We start from the raw sequence: 16,436 nt of genomic DNA, 5'->3' as shown, positions 1-16,436 counted from the left end.
ACTCTGTTTGTTGGCCCTTCCTTAGCCATTCTCATCGCTTGTATGAAGCTGGACAATCGATTTGCGTCGGTTAAAGACTCGGCTCGGGCGAGGCCGGATGATTGCGGTGGCGGAAGCGCGGGGGCGCGATTTCTGCTACAAAGGACGAACGCGACAGAATGAAAGTCGTTGAGCGCTACATCCTGCGGCGAGCCTTCGGTGTGTTTGCCGCAGCGCTGTTCTGGACCCTTGCCATGGTTTGGGTGAGCCAGATCCTCGCACGCATCAATCTGGTAACCGACAGTGGGCAATCCGCCTCGACCTTTTTCGAGGTCGCAACCATGATGCTGCCGTCGGTGGTACCGATCGTGGTTCCATTTGCGATCGTGATCGGCATCACGCAAACGCTCAGCGCCATGAACCAGGACTCGGAGCTCGTCGTTCTGAGCGCTGCGGGGTCTTCGCGCGGCACGATTATTCGCCCGATCATCCTGATGGCGCTCGCTGCCAGCCTGTTTGTTTTCATCGTCGACAACGTGGTGAACCCGCCGGCCCGCGAGCGGTTTCGCCAGCTTCTCGCCACTGCACGGGCTGACCTGATTTCGACCGTGATCCAGGAAGGCGCGTTCCGGCAGATCGACGACGGGCTTTACGTGCAGATCGCGGAACGACTTCCGGACGGCCGGCTGGGCGGCATCTTCGTCGCCGATACGCGCGATCCGCAGACCGAGCTCGTTTATTACGCCAAAACCGGCGCCATGCTGGACAAGGTCGGCGAGAACGTCCTCCTGATGCAGGATGGCGTGATCAACCGGAAGGAGCCGAACCGCCCGGCCTCTCTGATCCGCTTTGATTCCTACGGCTTTGACCTGTCTGCTTTCGCTTCCACCTCACGCGCCGTGGTGATGTTCCCCAAGGATCGACCGCTGGCCTACCTTCTCGACCCGGATCCCAGTGATCCCGTCCTTCTGGAACGTCCGGATTATTACAAGGCCGAGCTCCACAATCGATTCACCGAATGGCTTTATCCGCTTGTTTTCGCCTTGCTTTCGATCGCGGCGGCAGGCGACGCCCGGTCACATCGCGAAGCGCGGCTTCACCCCATGGTCACGGCGATCGGGGTTGCGCTGCTGGTGCGCTGGCTGGGCTTCACCGCCACCAACAACGCGGAAGGAAGCGCGCTGTTTTCGGCAGGCGTTTACGCCGTACCGATCCTGTCCGCCGCCCTGGCGGTCGCCTTCATTCGGGCCAACAAGACGCTGGAACTGCCCATTTCATGGATCGATCGGCTGACTGCCTGGATTGACCGGTTCCGCACGTCAGTCCTGGGTCGGCGCCTGCCGAGCCGCGGAGGTGCCGCATGATCGGCTTCACGCTTGGGCGTTATTTCTTTCTTCGGTATGTGACGATCACCGCCTGGTTCTTTCTGGGGGTGTTCGCCCTGGTGTTCATCGTTGATTTCACCGAGTTCCAGAACGTAGTGGCGGGTCTTTCTACCTACTCCTTCACGGGCGCGCTGACTGTTTCAGCGCTCCGCGTGCCCATGGTTATGCAGCAAACAGTGCCCTTCATCGGCTTGTTTTCGGCCATGGCCACGCTTGTGTCGCTGAACCGCAAGTACGAGCTCGTGATCGCGCGTTCAGCCGGCATTTCGGCGTGGCAGTTCCTGACACCGATTGCGCTTGGCGCTTTTGTGTTTGGGCTGTTTACGATTGTCGTGCTGAACCCAATCGCGGCGGCCGGGTTCGAGCGGTCGCAGGGCCTGGAAACGAACCTTCGAGCAGGCGAACCGAACCGCAATACCGCGTTCGAGACGCCATGGCTGCGCCAAAGCTTTGATGGCGTCGACACCATTATCAGCGCACAGGCAGTTCTGAACAACGGCCTGGAACTTCGTGAAGCAACCTTTTTCCGCTTCGATTCCGACGGTGATTTCAGCGACCGGCTCGACGTCCAGCAGGCCTTCCTGCGGGACGGCTATTGGGAGCTGCAGGGGATCGAAAGCTTCGCCAACGGCGCGAGGATCATCAACGAGGAAACCGTCCATATCCCGACCGGCCTGACGCCGGACCTGGTTCAGGAACGGGTCACGCTGCCGGAAACCATCCCGTTTTTCGAGCTGCCCGGCCGGATCAACACGGCGCGCGCCTTTGGCCTCAGCGCCAATGCATTTGCCATGCAGTTCCAGTCCCTCCTCGCCCTGCCGATCCTGCTTGTTGCGATGACGTTGATCGCCGCCACAGTGTCGATGCGCTTTACGCGGATGGGCCAGAACGAGGTCATGATTCTGGGTGGCATCCTTGCCGGCTTTCTGCTTTATGTCGTTTCGGTCCTGGTCAGGGCGTTCGGGAGCGCGGGGATCGTTCCCCCCGTCATCGCGGCCTGGGTACCCGTCGTGGTGGCGATGTTTTTCGGGGTGACTTTTTTGCTGCACAGGGAAGACGGCTAGTGTCGCGCGCGATTTGTTTATCCGCGCGAATGGGGCGCCTGCTTGAGGCAAGTGCCCTCGCCTGCCTCATGACGGTGCTGCCGCTGGGGCTCGCCTCCGCGCAAACGCCGGAAGAACTAGCCGTGCGCGACCGCGTGGCTCCCGATGGCCAGATGCTGCTGGAAGCCGACACGCTCGTGTACGACAACGATGCACAGACCGTTACGGCGGTGGGCGGCGTGCAGATCGACTACAACAACAATCGCCTTGTAGCGCAGCGCGTATCCTATAACCGCGCCACAGGTCGGCTGGTGGCGAGCGGCGCCGTCCAGGCGGTCGATCCGGGCGGCAACATCATCTATTCCGACCAGATCGACGTCACCGACGATTTTCGCGACGGCTTTGTCAGCGCGCTGCGGATCGAAACGCCGGACAAGACCTATTTCGCGGCGGAAAGCGCTGAACGCCGGGACGGCGTGGTAACCACGTTTAATCGCGGCGTTTACACCGCATGCGAGCCTTGCGAGGACCAGCCAAGCAAGCCGCCGATCTGGCGGATCAAGGCGCAGAAGATCATCTGGAACGGCCAAACCAAAGTCGTGCGCTTCGAATCGGCCCGCTTTGAGATGTTCGGCTTCCCGATCGCTTATCTGCCCGCGTTCGAGGTTGCTGATCCGACGGTGCGGCGCAAAAGCGGCTTTCTGTTCCCGACCTTCGGCTACAAGAACAAGCTCGGCTTCAGCGCGGCCGTTCCCTACTACTTCGCGCTTTCGCCGACCTATGACCTGACCCTTACCCCACGCGGCTACACGCGTCAGGGGTTCATGGGCGAAGCGGAATGGCGCCAGAAGTTCGACAATGGCGAATACAATCTGCGAGTTGCGGGCATCAACCAGCTCAAGCCCGAAGCTTTCGACGAGAACACCGTCGATCGGCAGGAGGAATTCCGTGGCGCAGTGACGACGCGCGGTGCGTTCACGATCAATCCGCGCTGGACGTTTGGCTGGGATGCCCTGCTGCAGACCGACAAGAACTTCGCCTACACCTACGGCCTCGACGACTACGGCACCTATGTGCATCGTTCCGAAATCTACCTGACCGGCTTGAACGACCGGAACTACTTCGACCTGCGGGCGATGAAGTTCCAGGTGCAGGAAAGCGTCCTGGACGACAATCCGGACTCGGTTGCCGAGCGCCAGCCTTACGTGCTGCCGAGCTTCGACTATTCCTTGACGCCGGACACGCCGATCGCGGGCGGCGAACTAAACATCGACGTCAACGTCACAGCAATTTCCCGCGACCGGCTGGCGATCGACGATTATCCTGATTTCGCTGGTGTTGTTCCGCCAATCTACGGCCAGAACATCCGCGGAATAGACGGCGACACGGCCCGCGCCACCGCACAAGCGGAATGGCGGCGCACCTTGATTACTCCCGGAGGCCTGGCTTTGACGCCGCTTCTCCAGGTGCGCGGCGACGGCATCTTCACCGACTACGAAGAGAACACGGTCCAGGCCCTTCAGTCGCAATATGTTGCAGCCGACATCCGCGACGAATACTGGCGCGGGATGGCGACGGCCGGGCTCGAAGCCCGCTGGCCGGTGCTGTTCACGTCAGCCAACTCGACGCATGTAATCGAGCCCACGGCTCAGATCCTTGTCCGGCCGAACGAACAGTTTGCCGAGCGCCTCGGCATCCCCAACGAGGATGCGCAAAGCCTCGTCTTCGACGCCACCTCGCTGTTCGAAACAGACAAGTTTTCCGGCTATGACCGGGTGGAAGGCGGCACGCGCGCCAATCTCGGCATCCGCTATTCCGGGACCTTTGCGAATGGCTGGACGACCAATGCCATTGTTGGCCAGTCCTTCCACCTTGGCGGACAGAATTCGTTCGCATCGCCTGACCTCGTAAGCGCCGGCGCCTTTTCCGGGCTCGAATCTGACCGCTCGGATTATGTGGCGCAGGTCGGCGTCGGCAGCCCTCTCGGCTTCACCGGCATTGTTGGCGCGCGCTTCGACGAAGACTCGCTGGACCTGCGGCGCGGCGAAGTAAAGGTGGGCTATAACACGGTGCCTTTGGCCGTGACGGCCCAATACGCCTTCATCGAGAAGCAGCCGCTTTACGGTTTCCCGCGCGATCGCCACGAGATCACGGTGGGTGCGCGCGCGAAGGTCGCCGAAGCGTGGAGCGTGTTCGGTTCGGCAATCTACGACTTCCAGTCCGAAGTGGTGGTGCGCGATTCGATCGGCTTTGCTTATGACGACGAGTGCTTCACCTTCGCCATGGCGTTCAACGAGCAGCGCGAGATCGACACCCGTGAAGTGAGCCGCGGCGTCGGCTTCCAGCTGACCTTCCGCACCATCGGCGATTTCGGTTCGGTCAATCGCGGCGGGTTGAACTAGCGTTGCTCCGCATGCCAGTGGGCGGTTGCAACAGCCGCCCGCCCGGAGTTAAGAAGAGCCGAACTGCCAGTCATCGTTTCGCCGTACTAGACGGGCAGGAGCGCGTTCGACCTGTGCGCGCCCCGTTCAATGAGGCCACTCCTTCATGAAGACGATCATCACGAAGCTTGCTGTTTCTTCTGCCCTCGCCGTCACCTTGTTGACCGGGACAATGGCGGTTTTGCCGCAGCCAGCTGCAGCAAGCGAAATCCGCTACGTGGTGAACAAGGAGGCGGTCACGAGCTACGACATCGAGCGCCGGGCAGCGTTTCTGCGCTTGCAGCGCCGCGACCCGTCCGATGCCGCCGACAGCATGATTGAACAAACCTTGCGCAAGCAGGAAATTGCACGGCAGCGGATCGCGATCTCGGACACGCAGGTCGACGACGCCTATAAGCGCTTCACCGATTCCAACAAGCTCACCACCGCTCAAATGGACCAGATCCTGAACCAGAGCGGGGTCACGAAGAGCCACTTTCGCGAATTCATGCGCGTGCAGATCGGATGGGGCCAGGCGATCGCCCGGCGGTCACGTTCCGACAACCGCATGAGCGAGCAGGACGTGGTGCAGCGGATGATGAAGGAAGGCCGCAAGCCTTCCGCCACAGAATATCTCCTGCAGCAGGTGATCTTTGTTGTGCCGGCAGCGGAGCGCGGTGCCAAGCTTGCGCAACGCAAGCGCGAAGCCGAAGCCATGCGCGCGCGCTTCAACAGCTGCGATAACACCCGTAGTTTCGCCAAGGGCCTCCTCGACGTGACGGTTCGCGACCTTGGCCGCGTTCTAGAGCCGGAACTGCCGCCGGACTGGTCGGAGCAGATCAAGTCCACCAAGACCGGTGGTGCGACCGCGGTGCGCGAGACCGATCGCGGCGTGGAATTCATCGGCATCTGCTCGCAGCGCGAAGTGTCGAATGACCGCGTTGCACGCATGGTGTTCGGCGCGGAAGATGCCAGCAAGGACGGCGCCGGCGAGGACATCAGCAAGACCTATACGGACGAGCTGCGCAAGAACGCCCAGATCGTCAAGCGCTGATGCCCTTTTCTATCTAGCACCATCGTGGCGATTGATGCACTTCCGCCGCTGCGCGAGGTCGTGGATCGCCACGGCCTTTTCGCCAAGAAGGCGCTCGGGCAGAATTTCCTGTTCGACCTCAACCTGACCAGCAAGATCGCCCGCGCGGCCGGACCTCTCGACGGCGTGACGGTGATTGAGGTTGGGCCTGGACCGGGCGGCTTGACGCGGGCCCTTCTGGCGCAAGGAACCAAGCAGGTCCTTGCCATCGAACGGGACGAGCGATGCCTCGCCATCCTGCAGGAAGTTGCCGAGCATTATCCCGGACGGCTTCAGGTAACGGAAGGCGACGCGCTTCTATCCGATTTCGCGGCATTGGCAGCAGGCAAGGATCCGGTGCGGATCATCGCCAACCTGCCCTACAATATCGGCACTGAACTCCTGGTACGCTGGCTCACCGTTCCGGTGTGGCCCCCGTTCTTTCAAAGCATGGCACTGATGTTCCAGCGCGAGGTGGCAGAACGGATCGTCGCCAAGCCAGGCGATGACGCTTATGGCCGGCTTGCCGTGCTGGCTGGCTGGCGCACGGAAGCGCGCATTGCCTTCGACGTGCCGCCACAAGCCTTCACGCCGCCGCCCAAGGTCACATCATCGGTGGTAACCCTGCAGCCGCGACCTTCGCCGGCTGCGGTGGAGTTGCGCATGCTGGAACGGGTCACTCAGGCCGCCTTCGGGCAGCGCCGCAAGATGCTGCGTCAAAGCCTGAAGGCGCTTGGCGGAGAAACACTCCTCGCGCGCGCCGCCATTGATCCAACCCGCCGCGCAGAAACACTGGACGTCGCTGAGTTCATCAGGCTCGCCAACTGCCTGGGGCACCCCGCTGGCTGACCAGGCTTGCTACTGTTCCGCCGGGGCGGCGGAATTGTCGTCGAGGAGGTCGGACACGAAATCGAACAGACCCGGCCGCCGGTCGCGACGGAGGCGCTCGGCAGCCACGATCGATCGAACAGCGCCGAAGGCGCGGTCCAGATCGTCGTTGATCACGACGTAGTCGTAGTCGCGCCAGTGCTCGATTTCCTTGCGCGCGTTTGCCAGTCGGGTTTCAATCACTTGATCGGAATCTTCGGCGCGCCGCTTCAACCGGCTGCGCAGTTCTCGCATCGAGGGTGGCAGGATGAAGATAGACACGATATCGGCCCGGATCTTCTCGCTCAGTTGCTTGGCACCCTGCCAGTCGATGTCGAACAGCATGTCACGCCCTTCGGACAGCGCGATCTCGGCCGGTTCGCGCGGCGTGCCGTAATAATTCCCATGCACTTCCGCCCATTCCAGCAGGGCATCGGTATCGCGGAGGCGCTCGAAATCGCGATGCGACACGAAATGATAATGGACGCCATCAATCTCGCTGCCGCGGCGGGCGCGGGTCGTGACGCTTACGGAAAGCTCGAGGGCCTTATCGTTTTCCAGAAGGTTGCGCGCGATTGTGGACTTGCCTGCTCCTGACGGCGAGGAGATCACCAGCATGACGCCGCGCCGGCGGATAAAGGTCGACGGATGAACCGCGGGCATCGCTTTCTTTCACTCCAGGTTCTGGATCTGCTCGCGAAACTGATCGACCACCACCTTCAGCTCCAGGCCGATCGCGGTCACGGCGGCAGCATTGGCCTTTGAGCACAAAGTATTCGATTCGCGATTAAATTCTTGCGCCAGAAAGTCGAGCTTGCGACCGACAGCGCCGTTCTCCATCAGCAATTGGCGTGCCGCTTCGACGTGGATCTTGAGGCGATCGAGCTCCTCACGCAGATCAGCCTTCGTCGCCAGAATGGCTGCTTCGGTGTGAAGCCGCGCTTCGTCCAGCGCGGGCGAGGCTTCCAACAACAAGCGCACCTGCTCGCTCAGTCGCGCACGGATGGCTAGGATGTCGCGCGAGGGATCCGCTTCCGCGCGTTGCCTCAGAGCATCGATCGTTTCAACATGGGCGAGCAACACGCCCTGCAGTGCAGCGCCTTCGCTGCGCCGTGCTTCTTCAAGCCCGCGCGCCGCGTCTTCCAGCGTTTGGAGGATGGCGCGGTCGAGGCCTGCACGTTCTTCGTCGCTTTCCAGCGCTTCCGGCGCTTCCATGACACCGCGCAGGGCGAGCAGTTGGGCAGACGTGGCCGGGGCGGCGCCGTATTCCTTTTCCAAACGCCCGGCGAGCTCGGCCATTCGTCGCAGCAGGCTCTCATTCACCACCGGCTGCGCTGATTTCTCCTCGCGGCTCAGGGTTAGGGTTGCCTGGATGTTTCCACGCGCAAAACGCTTTTGCAGGATCTGGCGCGCCGGTTGCTCAAGCCGCTCCAAGCCGGGAGGCATGCGCAGGCGGGCTTCCAAAGTCTTGCCGTTGACGGACTTCAACTCCCAGCCAACGGAGGCGCCCTCGCCTGTTGCCGAGGCACGCGCGAAGCCCGTCATGCTCTGCAAACCCATCGCGACCTTACCCATGATGCCGCGCGGGCACTGAAGCGCTCATTGGACCGCCAGCGTATCGTCGGCTGCGTCCGCGCTTTGACCCGCCTGCTGTGCCTGTTGGCGGCGAAAAGCACGCCAGCGGGCTACATTTTCATTGTGCTCCTGCAGCGTCTTGGCGAAAACATGCCCGCCGGTGCCATCGGCCACGAAGTAAAGTTCGTCGGTACGCGAGGGGTTGGCAACCGCTTCCAGCGAAGCACGGCCTGGAATTGCGATCGGCGTCGGCGGCAGACCGTCGATGCGGTATGTGTTGTAGGGCGTCGGCTTGTCGATGTCGGAACGGTAGATCGCGCGGTCGGCCGGCTTCCCGGCGCCACCAAACAGTCCATACACGATGGTGGGGTCGGATTGCAGCCGCATGCCCTTGCGCAGGCGGTTGATGAACACGCCGGCGATGCGCGGACGTTCATCAGCCACCGCCGTTTCCTTCTCGACGATGGAAGCAAGCGTCACGAACTCGTTGATGTTCTCAAGCGGGAGGTCGGGCTGTCGCCGCTCCCAAACGGCCTCGATCAGGGCCGTTTGGCTGGCCTCCAACTTGTCGACCAAAGCCTGGCGCGACATGCCGCGCGTAAAGCGCTCGGTATCGGCCATCAGGTAGCCTTCTTGCGGCACCTCGGCGGGCATTTCGCCGGTCAAGGCGTCGTGCTCGGCGATGCGCTGCAGGGCCTGCTGCACTGTCAATCCTTCGGGAATCGTCAGCGACAACAGCACGGAACGGCCCGAGCGCAGCAGTTCCATGATGTCACGCATGGAACTGCCCGGCTTGATTTCGTATTCGCCGGCCTTCAAGTCGCCATCTGCGCCATTCACGCGAAGGCCGATGCGGAAGATGCGCGCATCGCTGATGACGCCTTCGCGCTCGAGCGTGGTTGCGATCGACGCAACACTCGAGTTCGGCTTGATCATCACCAGTTCGGATTGCGTGGCGGGGCCTGGCCCGTTGAACATGGATCGTCCGAACCAGGCGCCCGCCAGAGCCACGATAGCCAGCAGCACCAGGCATGTCACCACGAAGTTCATGAACACCACGAACTGGCTGCGAGACTTGCGCGAGCGGCGCGGCGGCGGCACTCCCTTTTGGGGACGAAGCGCTTCACTGGCCGATTTCGGCACGATCGGCCGGTTGGTGCCGGCGCCTGACGGGTGCTGATCGGTCGGCTCGATGCTCATAGGGTTCCGGCGTGCTCCATGAAGGGAATCAGCCTCCGAACTATCGCCCCTTTATGGCAGAAATGACAGACGAAGCAGGCAACAGCGCACGCCTTGTGCGCCGTCCTCCTCAAGCCGCGTAGCGCTGGAAGACCAGGGACGCGTTGGTTCCGCCGAAGCCGAAGGAATTCGACAAAACCACATCGATCGGCCGCTCGCGTGGGGTATGCGGAACGAGGTCGATGGCCGACTCCACGGAGGGGTTGTCGAGGTTCAAGGTTGCCGGGGCAATGTTGTCGCGCATGGCAAGGATGGAGAAGATGGCTTCAACCGACCCTGCTGCTCCAAGCAGATGCCCAATCGACGACTTCGTGGACGACATGGAGATCTTGGACGCGGCATTGCCGACCAGCCGCTCGACGGCTCCAAGCTCGATCGTGTCGGCCATGGTCGAGGTGCCGTGGGCGTTGATGTAGTCGATGTCGGCCGGTGCCAGATTCGCGCGCTTCAAGGCAGCGGTCATGCAGCGGAAGGCACCGTCGCCATCTTCGGACGGCGCGGTGATGTGGTAGGCGTCCCCTGTCAGCCCATAGCCGACGACCTCGGCATAGATGCGGGCGCCACGCGCCTTGGCATGCTCGAGTTCCTCGAGGACGACAACACCGGCACCCTCTCCCATGACGAAACCGTCGCGGTCGACGTCATAAGGACGCGAAGCCTTCTCAGGCGTGTCGTTGAAGTGGGTGGAAAGCGCCTTCGTGGCGGAAAATCCTGCCAGTGACAGCCGGATCACCGGGGATTCGGCACCACCTGCAACCATCACGTCAGCGTCACCGAACGCGATCAAGCGAGATGCGTCGCCGATTGCATGCGCACCCGTGGAGCAGGCCGTGACGACGGCATGGTTGGGGCCCTTGAGGCCGTGGCGAATCGAAACCTGACCCGACACAAGGTTGATGATGTTGCCCGGGATGAAAAACGGGCTGACGCGGCGCGGACCTTTTTCGTGCAGGATCAGGGCGTTGTCGGCAATGCCACCCAGCCCGCCGATGCCGGAGCCGATCATTACCCCCGTGGCGCAGCGATCCGCTTCGTTCTCGGGATGCCAGCCGGCGTCGTTCAGCGCCTCATCGGCCGCTGCAATGCCGTAAAGGATGAAGTCCGCAATCTTGCGGAGTTCCTTCGGCTCCATGTAGGATTCTGGATTGAAGGTGCCGTTCGTCCCGTCGCCGCGCGGGATCACGGCAGCGATCTTGCAGGCAAGATCGTCCGTTTCGAAGTGCTCGACCTTCTTCACAGCGCTTTTCGCCGAAAGAAGCGACTTCCAGCCGTGCTCGACACCTGGGCCAAACGGGGTCACCAGGCCCATACCTGTGACAACGACACGCCTCATGACCGGTCCTCCTGAGACATCGGGATCTTGGGGATGATGCAGCGTTGCCGATGGCGGGCGACGCGGTTTCGAGCCGCCCGCAGATCGATCAGGCCTGGGCCTTCTCGATGAACTTCACTGCATCGCCCACCGTCAGGATGGTTTCTGCAGCATCATCCGGGATTTCGACGCCGAATTCTTCCTCGAACGCCATGACGAGCTCAACCGTATCGAGCGAGTCGGCGCCCAGATCGTCGATGAAGCTTGCCTGCTCCGTTACCTTGTCGGCTTCGACACCGAGATGCTCGACGACGATCTTCTTAACGCGCTCTGCGGTATCGCTCATGGCGTGGCCCTCAGTTTCCTGTGTTGAGTGCTCTCGTTAGCGGCCTCAATGCCGCTAATCAAGCTGAAAAAGTTCATGTTTCGGCGGGTTTACCCACTGGGTTTCAGCAGCAGGGCCGCGTCAGATCATCGCCATGCCGCCATTCACGTGCAAGGTCTGGCCCGTCACGTAGCTGGCTTCATTGGCGGCGAGGTAAACAACCGCAGCCGCGATATCGTTGCCGGCGCCCATCTTCTTTGACGGAATGGCCGACAAGATCGCGTCGCGCTGCTTGTCGTTGAGCTTGCCGGTCATGGCCGATTCGATGAAGCCCGGCGCCACGCAGTTCACCGTGATGTTGCGGCTGGCGATTTCCTGCGCCAGCGATTTGGTGAAGCCGATCATGCCGGCCTTGGACGCGCAATAATTGGCCTGTCCAGGATTGCCCGTCACGCCGACCACGGACGTGATGTTGATGATGCGGCCGAAGCGGCGACGCATCATCGGATGGGTGAGTTCGCGCGTCAGGCGGAAGACGGAGGTGAGGTTTACCTCCAGCACCGCATCCCAGTCCTCGTCGGACATGCGCACAAACAAGCCATCGCGCGTGATGCCAGCATTGTTGACGAGGATATCGACGCCTTCGAGTTCGGCCTCCGCCTTCTGCCCCAGAGCCTTCACCGATTCACGATCGCCGAGGTCGGCCGCAAAGACCTTGGCGCGGTCGCCGAGGTCTGCGGCAAGCGCTTCGAGCTTTTCCTGGCGGGTCCCGTGCAAGCCCACCGTTGCGCCCTGAGCGTGCAGCGCGCGTGCGATCTCTTCCCCAATGCCGCCGGTTGCGCCGGTCACCAAAGCCTTGCGGCCGGTCAAGTCGAACATGGATCGTCTCCTCGTGGATGCGACGCCCTTAGCAGGGCTTCGCCTTACTTCAAAGCGGCGAGCGCTGCTTCTACGTCGGCCGCCGTCGCGATGTTTGCGGTCGTAACCGACTTATCGATGCGCCGCGCCAAGCCGGACAGCACCTTGCCCGAGCCGATTTCGTAAAGCGTTGTCACGCCATTTGCGGCAAACCACTCCACCGTTTCGCGCCAACGCACACGGCCGGTCACTTGCTCCACAAGGCGCGCGGCGATCTCGTCCGGATCGGACAAGGGTGCCACCACGACATTTGCGACGACGGGGACCTTCGGCGCGTTCTTTTGCACTTCGGCCAGAGCTTCGCGCATCGCCTCGGCTGCCGGCGCCATGAGCGCGGAGTGGAAAGGCGCGGACACCTGCAGCATCAGGGCGCGCTTGGCACCCTTTTCGGTGCACAACCGCGCCGCTTCTTCAACAGCCGCCTTTGCGCCGGAAATCACCAGCTGCCCGCCGCCGTTGTCGTTGGCGATCTGGCAGGCCGAACCCTTGCCGGCCTCGGCGCAGGCTTCTTCCACCGCATCCTGTTCGAGCCCGATGATAGCAGCCATCGCACCTGCGCCGACGGGAACCGCCGCCTGCATGGCATTGCCCCGAATGCGCAGAAGCCGGGCCGTGTCGGCAACGGAAAAGGTGCCGGCCGCGGCCAGTGCGGAATATTCGCCGAGCGAGTGGCCGGCCACGTAAGAGACCTTCGAGGCAAGGTCGAAGCCGCGTGCTTCCAGCGCGCGCATGGCGGCCAAAGACACCGCCATCAGAGCCGGTTGCGCATTGGCGGTGAGGGTCAGCTTGTCTTCCGGGCCGTCCCACATCAGTGCGGAAAGCTTTTCGCCCAGGGCGTCATCGACTTCGTCGAAGACGCGGCGCGCGTCCGGAAAGGCTTCCGCCAAGTTTTTGCCCATGCCGACGGCTTGGCTGCCCTGCCCAGGAAAGGTGAATGCAATGCTCATGAGGATGCCTCCGATTGCGCGGCGTGTTGCGCAAGGGCGATCATGGAGTCAAGACGGGCGCGAAGCCATCTTCGCATCGGGATGCCAGCTTATTCACCTTGCTTTTGACGGGCGCCCCTGTATAAGCGCGCCATTCTGCCGGTCTCAGCTGGGGGCTGAACGGAGGGCAACGCCTTTGTTTGAAGGCGTGTTGCGGAGCCAGATGGTCTCCCGCCTCCCGTGTCTCCGCTCTCGACCGTCTCGACGATGCGCCTTTCTCGCCACCCCACGTGGCACCCGAAAAGTCGCAGAGGCTTTGCCGTTGGGACCGGGAGATCAAACGAAGAAAGGCGAACAATGGCTCTCTACGAACATGTGTTCCTTTCCCGTCAGGACCTGTCCCAGCAGCAGGTCGATGCGCTTGTCGAACAGTACAAGGGTATCGTCGAAGAGCTGGGTGGTTCCGTTGGCCGGATCGAGAACTGGGGACTGAAGTCCCTCACCTACCGCATGAACAAGAACCGCAAGGCGTATTTCACGCTCATGGACATCACTGCGCCTGCCGCCGCGATTTCCGAGCTGGAGCGTCAGCAGGGTCTGTCGGAAGACGTTCTGCGCTTCATGACCATCAAGGTCGAGAAGCACGAGGAAGGCGCCTCGGCCATGATGCAGAAGCGCGATGACCGCGAGCGCGGCGACCGCTTCGGCGATCGTCCCGGCGGCGGCCGTGGTGGCTTCGGCGACCGTGACCGTGGCGATCGCGGCGGCGGCCGTGGTTTCGGCGGTGGTGATCGTGATGGTGCGCCGCGCCGTCCACGGGAAGCTCAAACGGAAGGCGCTGAATGATGGTCGACATCAACCAGATCCCGACGCGCCGGCCGTTTCACCGTCGTCGCAAGACCTGCCCGTTCTCCGGCGCCAACGCGCCGCGCATTGACTACAAGGACGTGCGTCTCCTGCAGCGCTACATTTCCGAGCGTGGCAAGATCGTGCCGTCGCGCATCACGGCTGTCAGCCAGAAGAAGCAGCGCGAACTCGCCAAGGCGATCAAGCGCGCCCGCTTCCTGGGTCTCCTGCCCTACGTCGTGAAGTAAGATCGAAGGCGGCCGGCTGGTCCGGCCGCCTTTCCCTTTCCCCGTTCGGCGGTTGGAAAGCAGACCAGAAAATCCGAGTTGGGCTCCGGCCCTAACTGCCAGGCGGCAGGACAGCGAAACGGGCTTTGCTCCCTTTGTCCTTGCTTGCGGTGGCTCGTTGCCAATCCCCGGTTCGATCCGGATAAAACAAGGACCAACATCCATGCAGGTCATCCTCCTCGAGCGCATCGCGCGCCTCGGCCAGATGGGCGACACCGTCAAGGTCAAGGACGGTTTCGCACGCAACTTCCTTCTGCCGCAGGGCAAGGCACTGCGCGCCAACGAATCGAACAAGAAGAAGTTCGAAGGTCAGCGCGCGCAGCTCGAAGCCCGCAACCTCGAGCGCAAGTCGGAAGCGCAAGCTGTTGCCGACACGCTGGACGGCAAGAATTTCATCGTCGTTCGCTCGGCTGGCGAAACCGGCCAGCTCTACGGTTCGGTGTCCACCCGCGACATCGCCGAGCTTCTGGTGAGCGAAGGCTTCAACGTTTCGCGCAACCAGGTGCAGCTCAACAACCCGATCAAGATGATCGGCCTGAGCAACGTGGCGATTGCGCTCCACCCGGAAGTGGAAGTCACCATCTCGCTGAACATCGCCCGCTCGGCGGATGAAGCAGAACGGCAGGCACGTGGCGAAACCCTCACCACCGCCGAAGCCATCTATGGCGACGACATCAACGAGAACGCCCGCCCCGACAACTTCTTCGATCCGAATGCCGAAGAAGACGAAGGTGATAGCGAAAGCGACAACGAAGAAGCATAAGCTTCCAGAACCGGCTGGTACAAAAGGCCCGGGATTGCAGTCCCGGGCTTTTTTGTTTTTGTTAACGCTGGACGCGCGGATCTGGTCTAGATGCCACCCGGCTGTTTGCGCGGCGGAAACTGCATTCTGGGTCTCGCTTATGAACAGGTTGCTGCGTAACGTCATTGAAGCGACCATCCGGACGGGCAATCTGCTTGTCACTAGCCCAGACGGCGCGGTTCATCACTTCGGGGACAAAACGGGCGCCCCGGTCCATGTCTGGATCAAGACGCGCCGTGCAGAGCGCGCGATTGCTCTCGACCCCGCCCTGCAACTCGGAGAAGCCTTCATCCAAGGAAACCTCGATTTCCTCGAGGGCGACGTGCTGGCGCTGCTTCGACTGGTTTATGCGAATTCGGCTCGAAGCGACTCGGCAACCGGTAAATCTCTGAACGCCCTACGCACCCTGTTCAAGCGCTTTCAGCAGTTGAACAATGAGCGCCGGTCGCGGGAGAATGTACACCATCATTATGATCTCTCCGGGGAGCTTTACCGGCTCTTCCTGGACGACGACATGCAGTACTCCTGCGCTTATTTCGAGCATCCGGGCATGACACTGGAAGAAGCGCAGGCTGCCAAGAAGCGGCATATTGCAGCCAAGCTGGACCTGAAGCCCGGACAAAGCGTCCTCGACATCGGCTCAGGGTGGGGCGGAATGGGGCTTTACCTCGCGCGCGAGTTCGGCGTGCATGTGCTGGGGGTCACGCTCTCCACAGAGCAGCATGCGGTTTCCACGGAACGAGCCCACGAACAAGGACTTCAAAACGACGTCCATTTCGAACTCCGCGATTACCGGAGCCTTTCCGAACGGTTCGACCGCATCGTGTCCGTCGGCATGTTCGAGCATGTCGGGGTCAATCATTACAAGACGTTCTTCGAAACCGTTGCCGCGTTGCTGAAGCCGGGCGGCGTCATGGTGCTCCATTCGATCGGCCGCAATGGACCGCCGTATGCAACGAACCCGTTTATTCGGAAGTACATCTTCCCCGGCGGCTACATCCCCTCGCTTTCGGAGGTGCTGCCGCATATCGAACGGGCCGCGCTGATGGTCAACGACATCGAGATCCTTCGCCACCACTACGCCGACACGCTCATGCATTGGCGCGAACGGTTCATGGCCAACCGAGACAAGGCAAAGGCGATCTATGACGAGCGCTTCTGCCGGATGTGGGAGTTCTATCTGTCGGGCTCGGAATCAGCCTTTCGCTGGCAGGACATGATGGTGTTCCAGATCCAGATCACCAAGCGCAACGACGTTCTGCCGGTGACGCGAGACTACATGTTGGAAGCCGAAAGAGCTGCGCCTTTGCCCCTTCTGTCAGCAAGCATAGCGCCCCCGCGCAAGCGTCCGCGCAAACGCGCCGACAGCATCGAGGATTGAGCGAGTTCCAGGTCACAACGCTTTTGTGCTCCGGCGCTCAAGTTCCTGTTCTGTTCCTA

The 16,436-nt window shown here is 61.8% G+C and carries 16 protein-coding genes; 9 read left to right on the top strand and 7 right to left on the bottom strand.

Going from position 1 to position 16,436, the window contains the following annotated elements; all coding sequences use genetic code 11:
- Window positions 1-158: 158 nt before the first annotated feature.
- From lptF to rsmA, 5 genes are all read left to right on the top strand, one after another.
- Entirely contained in the window at window positions 159-1,343 is a 1,185-nt protein-coding gene (gene lptF, locus J5Y06_RS10160; protein ID WP_209335006.1) for an LPS export ABC transporter permease LptF, read from the top strand.
- On the top strand, window positions 1,340-2,428 hold the full coding sequence (gene lptG, locus J5Y06_RS10155; RefSeq protein WP_209335005.1) for an LPS export ABC transporter permease LptG: 1,089 nt from the start codon (window positions 1,340-1,342) through the stop codon (window positions 2,426-2,428). Before lptF ends, lptG begins: the two co-directional genes overlap by 4 nt.
- Window positions 2,429-2,457: 29 nt before the next feature.
- Window positions 2,458-4,809, top strand: a complete 2,352-nt coding sequence (locus J5Y06_RS10150; RefSeq protein ID WP_209335128.1) for an LPS-assembly protein LptD — start codon at window positions 2,458-2,460, stop codon at window positions 4,807-4,809.
- A 145-nt stretch (window positions 4,810-4,954) separates the two neighbouring features.
- Window positions 4,955-5,881, top strand: coding sequence for a SurA N-terminal domain-containing protein (locus tag J5Y06_RS10145; protein WP_209335004.1), 927 nt, complete (start codon window positions 4,955-4,957; stop codon window positions 5,879-5,881).
- 24 nt (window positions 5,882-5,905) lie between these two features.
- Window positions 5,906-6,748 carry a 16S rRNA (adenine(1518)-N(6)/adenine(1519)-N(6))-dimethyltransferase RsmA gene (rsmA, locus tag J5Y06_RS10140; protein WP_209335003.1) on the top strand — a complete coding sequence of 281 codons (843 nt, stop codon included), beginning with the start codon at window positions 5,906-5,908 and terminating at the stop codon, window positions 6,746-6,748.
- A 9-nt stretch (window positions 6,749-6,757) separates the two neighbouring features.
- On the opposite strand, the gene gmk is transcribed toward rsmA, so the two are convergent.
- The 7 genes from gmk to fabD form a co-directional block, all read right to left on the bottom strand.
- On the bottom strand, window positions 6,758-7,429 hold the full coding sequence (gene gmk, locus J5Y06_RS10135) for a guanylate kinase (RefSeq protein WP_245247719.1): 672 nt from the start codon (window positions 7,427-7,429) through the stop codon (window positions 6,758-6,760).
- 9 nt (window positions 7,430-7,438) lie between these two features.
- Complete coding sequence (locus tag J5Y06_RS10130; RefSeq protein WP_209335002.1) at window positions 7,439-8,326, bottom strand: YicC/YloC family endoribonuclease; 888 nt, start codon at window positions 8,324-8,326, stop codon at window positions 7,439-7,441.
- A gap of 39 nt (window positions 8,327-8,365) precedes the next feature.
- On the bottom strand, window positions 8,366-9,541 hold the full coding sequence (gene mltG / locus J5Y06_RS10125) for an endolytic transglycosylase MltG (protein WP_209335001.1): 1,176 nt from the start codon (window positions 9,539-9,541) through the stop codon (window positions 8,366-8,368).
- A gap of 109 nt (window positions 9,542-9,650) precedes the next feature.
- Entirely contained in the window at window positions 9,651-10,913 is a 1,263-nt protein-coding gene (gene fabF / locus J5Y06_RS10120) for a beta-ketoacyl-ACP synthase II (RefSeq protein ID WP_209335000.1), read from the bottom strand.
- An 88-nt stretch (window positions 10,914-11,001) separates the two neighbouring features.
- Window positions 11,002-11,238, bottom strand: coding sequence for an acyl carrier protein (locus J5Y06_RS10115; RefSeq protein ID WP_189501441.1), 237 nt, complete (start codon window positions 11,236-11,238; stop codon window positions 11,002-11,004).
- Window positions 11,239-11,358: 120 nt separating this feature from the next.
- Window positions 11,359-12,096, bottom strand: a complete 738-nt coding sequence (gene fabG, locus J5Y06_RS10110; RefSeq protein WP_209334999.1) for a 3-oxoacyl-[acyl-carrier-protein] reductase — start codon at window positions 12,094-12,096, stop codon at window positions 11,359-11,361.
- A 44-nt stretch (window positions 12,097-12,140) separates the two neighbouring features.
- Window positions 12,141-13,082 carry an ACP S-malonyltransferase gene (fabD, locus tag J5Y06_RS10105; RefSeq protein WP_209334998.1) on the bottom strand — a complete coding sequence of 314 codons (942 nt, stop codon included), beginning with the start codon at window positions 13,080-13,082 and terminating at the stop codon, window positions 12,141-12,143.
- A 336-nt stretch (window positions 13,083-13,418) separates the two neighbouring features.
- On the opposite strand from fabD, the gene rpsF reads away from it, so the two are divergent.
- The 4 genes from rpsF (at window position 13,419) to J5Y06_RS10085 (ending at window position 16,377) form a co-directional block, all read left to right on the top strand.
- Window positions 13,419-13,907, top strand: a complete 489-nt coding sequence (gene rpsF, locus J5Y06_RS10100) for a 30S ribosomal protein S6 (protein WP_209334997.1) — start codon at window positions 13,419-13,421, stop codon at window positions 13,905-13,907.
- Complete coding sequence (gene rpsR, locus J5Y06_RS10095; protein WP_173190471.1) at window positions 13,907-14,155, top strand: 30S ribosomal protein S18; 249 nt, start codon at window positions 13,907-13,909, stop codon at window positions 14,153-14,155. The genes rpsF and rpsR overlap by 1 nt, the downstream gene beginning before the upstream one ends.
- Window positions 14,156-14,357: 202 nt before the next feature.
- Complete coding sequence (rplI, locus tag J5Y06_RS10090; RefSeq protein WP_209334996.1) at window positions 14,358-14,957, top strand: 50S ribosomal protein L9; 600 nt, start codon at window positions 14,358-14,360, stop codon at window positions 14,955-14,957.
- Between the two features lie 139 nt (window positions 14,958-15,096).
- Complete coding sequence (locus J5Y06_RS10085; protein WP_209334995.1) at window positions 15,097-16,377, top strand: cyclopropane fatty acid synthase; 1,281 nt, start codon at window positions 15,097-15,099, stop codon at window positions 16,375-16,377.
- The last annotated feature ends 59 nt before the right edge of the window (window positions 16,378-16,436 follow it).

It is taken from the genome of Tianweitania sediminis, from assembly GCF_017813335.1.
GTDB classification, from domain to species: Bacteria; Pseudomonadota; Alphaproteobacteria; order Rhizobiales; family Rhizobiaceae; genus Tianweitania; species Tianweitania sediminis.
Note: the sequence above shows the minus strand (reverse complement) of the source record. Positions and strands in the feature narration are given on the sequence as shown.

Coding starts and splice junctions, on each gene's coding strand:
- lptG (WP_209335005.1), top strand. CDS start 1,340: ATGATCGGCTTCACGCTTGGGCGTTATTTCTTTCTTCGGTATGTGACG.
- fabD (WP_209334998.1), bottom strand. CDS start 13,082: ATGAGCATTGCATTCACCTTTCCTGGGCAGGGCAGCCAAGCCGTCGGC.
- rpsF (WP_209334997.1), top strand. CDS start 13,419: ATGGCTCTCTACGAACATGTGTTCCTTTCCCGTCAGGACCTGTCCCAG.
- fabF (WP_209335000.1), bottom strand. CDS start 10,913: ATGAGGCGTGTCGTTGTCACAGGTATGGGCCTGGTGACCCCGTTTGGC.
- rpsR (WP_173190471.1), top strand. CDS start 13,907: ATGGTCGACATCAACCAGATCCCGACGCGCCGGCCGTTTCACCGTCGT.
- rplI (WP_209334996.1), top strand. CDS start 14,358: ATGCAGGTCATCCTCCTCGAGCGCATCGCGCGCCTCGGCCAGATGGGC.
- J5Y06_RS10115 (WP_189501441.1), bottom strand. CDS start 11,238: ATGAGCGATACCGCAGAGCGCGTTAAGAAGATCGTCGTCGAGCATCTC.
- J5Y06_RS10130 (WP_209335002.1), bottom strand. CDS start 8,326: ATGGGTTTGCAGAGCATGACGGGCTTCGCGCGTGCCTCGGCAACAGGC.
- J5Y06_RS10145 (WP_209335004.1), top strand. CDS start 4,955: ATGAAGACGATCATCACGAAGCTTGCTGTTTCTTCTGCCCTCGCCGTC.
- J5Y06_RS10150 (WP_209335128.1), top strand. CDS start 2,458: ATGGGGCGCCTGCTTGAGGCAAGTGCCCTCGCCTGCCTCATGACGGTG.
- lptF (WP_209335006.1), top strand. CDS start 159: ATGAAAGTCGTTGAGCGCTACATCCTGCGGCGAGCCTTCGGTGTGTTT.
- gmk (WP_245247719.1), bottom strand. CDS start 7,429: ATGCCCGCGGTTCATCCGTCGACCTTTATCCGCCGGCGCGGCGTCATG.
- mltG (WP_209335001.1), bottom strand. CDS start 9,541: ATGAGCATCGAGCCGACCGATCAGCACCCGTCAGGCGCCGGCACCAAC.
- fabG (WP_209334999.1), bottom strand. CDS start 12,096: ATGTTCGACTTGACCGGCCGCAAGGCTTTGGTGACCGGCGCAACCGGC.
- J5Y06_RS10085 (WP_209334995.1), top strand. CDS start 15,097: ATGAACAGGTTGCTGCGTAACGTCATTGAAGCGACCATCCGGACGGGC.